Origin of the sequence: Cyanobium sp. Aljojuca 7D2 (genome assembly GCF_024346415.1) — a bacterium.
Classification (GTDB): domain Bacteria; phylum Cyanobacteriota; class Cyanobacteriia; order PCC-6307; family Cyanobiaceae; genus Cyanobium_A.
On the sequence record NZ_JAGQCX010000023.1, the window covers coordinates 1 to 7,572 of the forward strand.

At 55.1% G+C, this 7,572-nt stretch carries 8 protein-coding genes; all 8 read right to left on the reverse strand.

All coding sequences use genetic code 11. The features are described from left to right. Nucleotides 1-114: 114 nt before the first annotated feature. The 8 genes from KBY57_RS14110 to KBY57_RS14145 all read right to left on the reverse strand — a co-directional run bounded on the left by KBY57_RS14110 (nucleotide 115) and on the right by KBY57_RS14145 (nucleotide 7,307). Nucleotides 115-705: a glycosyltransferase family 2 protein gene (locus tag KBY57_RS14110; RefSeq protein WP_409996462.1), complete on the reverse strand. Its 591-nt coding sequence runs from the start codon at nucleotides 703-705 to the stop codon at nucleotides 115-117. Nucleotides 706-2,340: 1,635 nt separating this feature from the next. Continuing rightward, the gene (locus tag KBY57_RS14115; protein WP_254996539.1) at nucleotides 2,341-3,654 is read right to left on the reverse strand and encodes a glycosyltransferase family 4 protein; all 1,314 of its coding nucleotides are present in this window, start codon (nucleotides 3,652-3,654) and stop codon (nucleotides 2,341-2,343) included. Further along, entirely contained in the window at nucleotides 3,651-4,502 is an 852-nt protein-coding gene (locus tag KBY57_RS14120) for a class I SAM-dependent methyltransferase (RefSeq protein ID WP_254996541.1), read from the reverse strand. The genes KBY57_RS14115 and KBY57_RS14120 overlap by 4 nt, the downstream gene beginning before the upstream one ends. Before the next feature lie 48 nt (nucleotides 4,503-4,550). Then, on the reverse strand, nucleotides 4,551-5,306 hold the full coding sequence (locus KBY57_RS14125; protein ID WP_254996542.1) for a class I SAM-dependent methyltransferase: 756 nt from the start codon (nucleotides 5,304-5,306) through the stop codon (nucleotides 4,551-4,553). A 62-nt stretch (nucleotides 5,307-5,368) separates the two neighbouring features. After that, entirely contained in the window at nucleotides 5,369-6,334 is a 966-nt protein-coding gene (locus KBY57_RS14130; protein ID WP_254996543.1) for a hypothetical protein, read from the reverse strand. Nucleotides 6,335-6,337: 3 nt separating this feature from the next. Next, a complete protein-coding gene (locus KBY57_RS14135) occupies nucleotides 6,338-6,724 on the reverse strand; it encodes a type II toxin-antitoxin system VapC family toxin (RefSeq protein ID WP_315859810.1) in 387 nt (128 codons plus the stop codon). Beyond that, nucleotides 6,721-6,924, reverse strand: a complete 204-nt coding sequence (locus tag KBY57_RS14140) for an AbrB/MazE/SpoVT family DNA-binding domain-containing protein (RefSeq protein ID WP_254996545.1) — start codon at nucleotides 6,922-6,924, stop codon at nucleotides 6,721-6,723. Before KBY57_RS14140 ends, KBY57_RS14135 begins: the two co-directional genes overlap by 4 nt. A 41-nt stretch (nucleotides 6,925-6,965) precedes the next feature. Then, nucleotides 6,966-7,307 (reverse strand): hypothetical protein, encoded by a 342-nt coding sequence (locus tag KBY57_RS14145; protein ID WP_254996546.1) that lies wholly within the window; start codon nucleotides 7,305-7,307, stop codon nucleotides 6,966-6,968. Between the last annotated feature and the right edge of the window lie 265 nt (nucleotides 7,308-7,572).

Consider the following 7,572-nt stretch of genomic DNA (forward strand, 5'->3'; position numbering starts at 1 on the left):
GGGATATTCTATGGCTTGAAACAGAAGAATTGCTCGTCACTGCATAACCGATCTAGCGAGCTTCCTGCACCCATGTCTCTTGGCTGAAATCAAGGCAGCTTGCTGGAAGCTTTTTCAGGAGTCCCTATGTACATACTTATATGAGATACCATTAGATGAGAGAATGCGGTGAAGAAATGCTTCATCGCCGGCAATTTTATAGATATTTGGATATGCGCCATATTGCGTATGAAGACCTGCTCGGATAACTGTTCCTACAGAGTGAGAGCTTAAAAACTTACGAGGCCCAACAATCCAATACGGCATTGTCATCTGTGGCAATATGCTTGTACCATCAGGATGGGAAGCAACAGGAAAGCTCAATATGTCAATAGCTGGATATCTCAGAATAGATCGATTGATTTCCTCAATAGCGTCTGAAAAAAAATAATCATCAATGCCTGCTACTACATAATATTTCGTTTGACAATAAGAAATGGCTAGATTTAGGGCGTTATAAAGTCCAGGTAGCAGTGGACTCTGATGATAAACAGAAGTTCGGGTTTTTAGATTCTCTAATGATTTCAAGCTCTTCAACAGCTTATCTTTTTGAATCAAAGACACTAAAATCCACTTAAAGTCAAGGGAGCTTTGGGAATTTAGACTTTGTGCTAACCTTAGCAAGTCGAAGGAATTAGTTTTTGCAAGCGTTAGTATTGTGATCATAAATACAAGCTTCGAGCAGTATACTCAGAAATCAGAATACAATTTTATGTGCTATTTTCAATTGTAGACATTGGAAAAGGTGGCAGAAGTGAGCAAGCAAATCTAGAAACACTAATGGTTGCTAAAAAAAGGAATAGATGCATAAGCTCTAATTGTAATTAGAAGATATTTTTTTCTTTAACAGTGGGAAAATAATTACAGAACCATACAGTATCATGAAGAGTAATATTCTAGACAGCATAGGCGTTAAATCGGTTCGAAATGCGTCTTGCATACTTATAATAGTAAGGAAGCATGTGGAATATGCTGCATAACTTCCAGTGTTCTTCCATTTATTGAGGCATAACAGAAAGAATGCAATTATCGCTATTATATAATAGAAAGAATATCCGGCATAATGAAATGCAGAGGACACATAACTAAATGCCAAACCCTGATGAGCAATTTCATTAATCTTGATTGCGCACCAGTCATGAAGGCCTAGAAAATTAGGTGTCATACTCATGAATACACAGTTTAAGGAGTTAACAATTCCACTAGCTTTATCATTATTTATCAGAACAAGGTCTGTTGTTAACCTTGTCCCAATAAGCTCAGACAAGATAGAAAATAGACCTGTTAAACTTCTCTGAGACATGGATATTAAAAAAGCAATAGCAGGCAAGCTGCTTAAAGTAAGCAAATTGTACTTATTGAGCTTGTTTGTTGCGAATAAGGCCAAATACCAAGCCAGTAGAATTCTAAAAGCCATTGTTCTCCCACCATGACTAAAGTCTATCAAGATTAGTGACGCCGATGAAAGATACAAAGAAATTCTGGTGAAAGAATTCCCCCAAAGATTAGAAGTAGCTGTTAGGAATATAAGCAGGGGTAGAAACATTGAAACCACTGTGATCCTGAATGGGGTGTAGACAAACTGTACGTATGCATCAAGTGCAACTGCTCGAACACTATAATGAGGAAGTACAAATAAGTATGAGGCTGAAAGAGCTAAGATGCATAGGATGAATGTAGACAAGGTCAATATTTGCACCCATAACCCGTGATTTCTCTTAATGTAGATATATGCACTTTTGCGGGAAACGCACTCTTTATTGTAGTCTGATGATAAAGCAAAAAAGATAAAACAAATGCAAAATGCTAGCAAGTGCATCCAGTATGCATTTGTTTGTAGCTGTAAGCCGCTGTTAGGCAAGAAGAAGTCTAATGCAGACGGGAGAAATAGCAGCCCAAGGCTTGAGACTAGTGAGTATAGAGCAGCCCATAAGCTAAGCCATAGCAAAGGATTTAATAAGAGCGATATAATGCTTTTGTTTTTTCTTGCGACGCGGATTCGCCAGCGCATATAAATAAAAAAAAGCAACAGAAGACCTGAGAATAGAGCCGCCATGAATAATAGAGATAGTGAGCGAATTACACTAGTTGCTAGTAATATCTGAAACTACTGCAGTCAGTTGCGCTAATTTGGCAATATAAATAATTATTCATGAGGCGCAGACCTGGCTGACATTCTGAGGAATACATTGGGAATGCATCTAGGGGCCAGCGCAAGGAAAAAGCAATATAGTCCGATATGAGAAGAATATCATGACCAGCTTCGATGAACTATTTGCGTAATCTAGCTTGCTATGAATGTTAATTTAAGTTTAATCTATTTTGGGTACATTTGGGTACATGTTTATAGGCGTCATGCACAGTCCGATCACGTGTTTGTTCAATCGCCTTCCGGTACACCTCTGCATACAGCCCCGCCACGTGCGCGGGGTTCCAGAGCTGGACGGCCCGCTGACGGGCGGCATGGCCGAGGGCTTGTCGGCGGGCCGGATCAGCCAGCACCCAACGGATGCCGGCGGCGAGGTCGTGGGGCTCGAAGGGCTGGGCCAGGTAGCCAGTGCGCTGGTGGTCCACGATGTCGGGCAAGCCGCCGGTACGGAAGGCCACCACGGGCGTGCCGCAGGCATGGGCTTCAACGCCGGTGTTGGGCAGGTTGTCCTGGCGGGAGGGCACCACCAGCAGATCGGCGGCGCTGTAGAGGGCGCGCAGGCTGAGGTCGTCGTGCAGGTGGCCGGTGTAGTGGATGGGGAAGCCGAGCTCGGGTGGCTCACGCGGGGCGAGCTGGCCGAACACCACGAGCTGCAAATCCTCCAGGTTGGGCTCGGCCCGGAGCTGCTCAAGGGCAGCGAGCAGGAGATCAAGCCCCTTGCGGGGATCGTGGCCGCCGCCCATGGCGCCGAAGAGCAGCAGCGGGGCCTCCAGCGGCAAGCCGAGCATCTCGCGGGCGAGGCGCTGCTCCATCGGGCACCAGCGGCCGGTGTCGAGCGGGTTGGGCACCACCGACACAGGCCAATTGGCCATCAGGGCACTGGCCTTGACGCAGTCGGCCAGCCACTGGCTGGGGCAAACGATGTGCATCGGACGGCGCCAATGCCGGCGCTTGCGCTGCCAGGTGTGGCGGTTGAGGTCAAAGCCGCTCTCATGGGCGGGGCGGTTGCCTGGGCGGTACCCCTCCCGCCAGCGCAGGTCATCGGTGTAGTGCTCGGCGCCGCAGAAGGCCCACATGTCGTGCAGGGTCCACACGATCGGTTTGCGAATGCGGCCGATGTCTGCAATCGACAGCATCTCGCCCTGCACCCAGTGCAGGTGCACCACATCGGCATCTGAGGCGTTCAGCCGCTGCGGCCAGGTGCTGGGCACGATCGCTGGCGAATGGATGATCGGATTGCCGGTGCGCAGCAAGGCCCGCAGTGGCTTGGCGAGCTGGGGACGGATGCGGCCCATCACCTTCGCCCACTGGCAGGTGGGGCCCTGCACCGACCAGTCGCCTGCTGATGCCCGGTTCACCAGCATCTGAGAGTCGATGCCGCTGGAGCGCAGGGCGTGGTGGATGCGGTAGGCCGCGCGGGCTGCGCCGCCGTTGATGTCTGAATAGTTGAGTTGGAAAACCTTCAACGGGGTGCTACGGCAGACAGCAAACGCACAAGTGCTCGGCCAACCAGTGAACGCCCCTTGGGCAAGCGGCACACCCAGGGATCCACGGCTTGGGCCACCAACGCAACGGATCGAGCCGCCGCAAGATCGAAGTCGCCTCTGCGTTCATAGGCACGGCCATACTCGACTCTCTGGCGGGGTGCCAGACCCATGGCCCGCATGGCCTCGTCCCAGCCGATCTGCCAATGGAACAACTGAGGCAGGTGGCATTGAATCACCGGCGCAAAGCAATTCGCCATCAAATAATGGCCGCCCACAGTCAGATGATCTGCCGTAGCGGCCGCCAGGCCAAGCGGATCGGGCACATGTTCGAACACATCAGTGGCAATCAGCAGGTCGTAGCTGCCGGTGAGTTCTGGCACATAGCGAACATTGGGGGTGCTGGCTGCCAAAGCAATCGCCGCTGGGTGGGGATGGGGCTCCACCACTTCTACGTGGGTCTGAGGCAGTGCAGCGCCGATCATGCGCGCGAGACCGCCAAAGCCACCGCCGTAATCAGCCACCCTCAGCGGCCTCTTGGTCTTCACCCAATCGGTGAACACCTGACGGTGCGACAGGCTTTGCGGATCCTGTTCGATGAACAGGCCGTTGAGCAACCACACCGGATGGTTGTAGTAGGCCGTGACCCGCTCATCAAGGTGCAACGGATCACAGCCCAGCTCCTGCCAGGGCTCATCCATCAGCTGCCAGAGCTGTTGCAGGCTGGGATAGCCATGGCAGCGCTCAAAGACGTCTGAGAGATAGGCAGACTCAGCGTGCTTCAGGTGGGCGCAGACCAGTGGAGGAACGAACCGCTCGAGATCAGCCATGCCGACCTCCCGCGAGCTGGAAGCCGGCTGCTGGCTGATGCCATCGGCTTATCCGAGCTTCTGCGCTTCGATGAACAGCGACTCGGCGCCCTTGCGCGGTTGGCCATCGCCTGCGAGGTCGAGGGGATGGAAGGGGAAGTTGGGCACACGGCTGGTTGCCGCTGTGCACCGCTCGATCGCCACAAAGCCGGCGGCGGCCAGCAGGCGCTGCAGCTGATGGAAGTCGTAGAGCCAGTGATGGCGCTCGCCCACGGCCGCCAAACTCACGTTTTGCTCGCGAAAGGCCTTGGGCAACAGCTGCAGCACAGCCCGGATCCAGAGGCGCTCGACCTTGGCGGCAACCTTCCTGGGCACCTCGCGCAAGCGACGCTTGCGGGGGGGAGGGGGGGGGGGGGCGATCAAATCTTCTCCAGTGCGGTGACGAACGAAGGCCATGGCTTCTGTGTTGCGCTGGGAAGCCGATCGGAGCTGCTGGTAGTAGCGACCCAGCTCACCGCCCAATTCCCGGCGAACGCATTGATCCAGCAATTCCAGCACTAAAAAGTCGGCCTGCTCATGCTCACCGCAATCGCGATGGGAGAGGAACGTGCGGCAAAGATTCTCTAGATCTGGCACCACCAACCTGATCACGCCACCAGGCTTGAGAATGCGCAGGCATTCAGCGAGAAAGGCTGGAACTTGACTGCGGGGGATGTGCTCTAGGAAGTGGGAGGAGTAGACCAATTGCGCAGCGCCATCCACCAACGGCAGCCGCCCGAGAAGGTCGGCTTGCTGAACTGCCGAACCGGAGCTGGCGTAGTCCAAGTTGATCCAACTGTCATGATCAACATAAACACTACCGCAGGCTAAATTGACATTGTAGGAAGTCATCGGGCGAGAGCCGCTTGAAGCAATCGAAATGTTTTACCTGCCGCCCACTTCGGCAAAGCGAGCATAGACAGCGGGAAACGCTTCATCCTCCCTCCAAAGACATGATCAAATGTGTAGCCATCTGCCTTCTCGTCGCGCAGAAGAAACGTGGGGTGATGGCTTGGATCAATGCCATCAGCCACGGCTGTGTTGATGGGCTTTCCCAATGTGTGCGTTCCATCCTCCCCAAACCCCACATTGTTCACGAGGTTGCGGTTGGGCAGGGCTGTGAGGCCTCCGTTTGCCATGCAAGTGAAGGTCCACTGGTAGTCCCAGGTATCGGGCTTACCTTCATCCACCAATCGCTGCCAGATGCCACTCCAATACTGTCGCTCTAGCGGGTCCTTAAGGATTGTTTCCAGCAGACCGGAGTCGCGCAGGGCTGGCCATTGGCTGAGGTTGGCATCGTAGTGCTGCCAGCAACGCCGCCAACTGGCCCAGCCCCAGCAATGGTTGTAGCGGCTGAAGTAATAGCTGCCGTCGCCGCGCCACTGGCCGTTTTGGAAGTTATTGCCGCTGATACACCACACGCGCGTGTCGTGGCGGTAGCGCTCCAGCAGGGTGGCGCAGTAGGGGAAGAAGTCGGGATGGGGAACGCAGTCGTCCTCCAGGACGATGCCCTCCTCCACCTGCTCGAAAAACCAGGTGATGGCACGGCTGACGCCGAGGCGGCAGCCCTGGTTCACATCGGAGTAGAGCTTCTCGATCTGGCAGGGCCAATCGATCTCCTGCTCGATCACCGCTCGGGTGGCGGCCACCTTCTCGGCTTCGCCGGGACGCTCAGGTTTGGGGCCATCGCAGGCTACGAACAGGCGTGTGGGGGCAACCGGGCGGATGGCGTTGATCACCTGGCGCAGGGTGTGGGAGCGGCGCCAGGCGATTAGGAGGAGGGGGGTATCGGCGGGGTTGGGTTCAACAGCCATCGGTTATCTGCGCGTGATTAGTTCCACATCGTGGAGATCCTTGAAATCGGCATCCATCGTGTACAGCATGGCCTGATGGGCACGAGCGGTGGCCAGGATGATGCTGTCAGCCATGGGCAGCCGCAGCGTGTGGCTCAGTTGGGCAGCGGCGATAGCGAGGCGGCTGTCGAGATCGACCACCATGCCGCGCTGCATGACTGCAGCAGCCTGGATGGCCTGGGCTTCACTGTGTTCCCGCAGCACCCACTTGAACACTTCCAGGATGCTGATGGCAGGCACCACCAGGCTTGCTTCGGTTTCAAGCACCGCAAGAAACCGATCAGTCAGTGGGCCGTTGGTGAACACCTCAATCCACCCGGATGAGTCCACCACAGCTCTTTGCAGATTCACAGACGATCGGGCTCGCGCTGAAAGGTGTTGTCTCCCTGGAGAAATCCCCGCAGAGCAGCAGGGGGCTGGCTTGGCACCAGCTCGATCCGCCCTGGCAGAGCGAGCACCTGCAGCTGCTGGCCTGGGGCGAGGCCGAACTGCTCGCGCACCCGCTTGGGGATGACGACCTGATATTTGGGGGAGACAGTGGTGAGATCCATGCCCCAATCGTAAGACGAAAGCCGGGTCGATGCGAGGTTGATTACCTGGCGCAAAAGAAGAAGTCGGGATGGGGAACGCAGTCGTCCTCCAGGATGATGCCCTCCTCCACCTGCGCGAAGAACCAGGTGATGGCGCGGCTGACGCCGAGGCGGCAGCCCTGGTTCACATCGGAGTAGAGCCGCTCGATCTGGCAGGGCCAGTCGATCTCCTGCTCGATCACCGCTCGGGTGGCGGCCACCTTCTCAGCTTCGCCGGGGCGCTCGGGGTTGGGGCCGTCGCAGGCCACAAACAGGCGGGTGGGCGCCACCGGGCGAATGGCGTGGATCACCTGACGGAGGGTGTGGGGGCGGCGCCAGGCAAGAATGAGAACTGGTGTATCCATCAGCAACTTAGGGAATGGCGCCAAGATCTTTGAGCTCCTGCCACAGGAACGGCTGCCAACTCAACATGAGCTGATTGCCATAGGCACTGGCATTGGCGATAAAGTCATAGGAGTTTGCTGAAAAACCCAGCCCGCGTGACAATGGGCCAACTGCCCACCTGAGATGCGAGGTCACCGGGAGCGCAGCGGCTCTCTGTTCTCCTACGTGTCGATCGAGGAGCGGATCCCGGCCAGTCATCCACTGCGGCGGATCCGGAAACTGGCC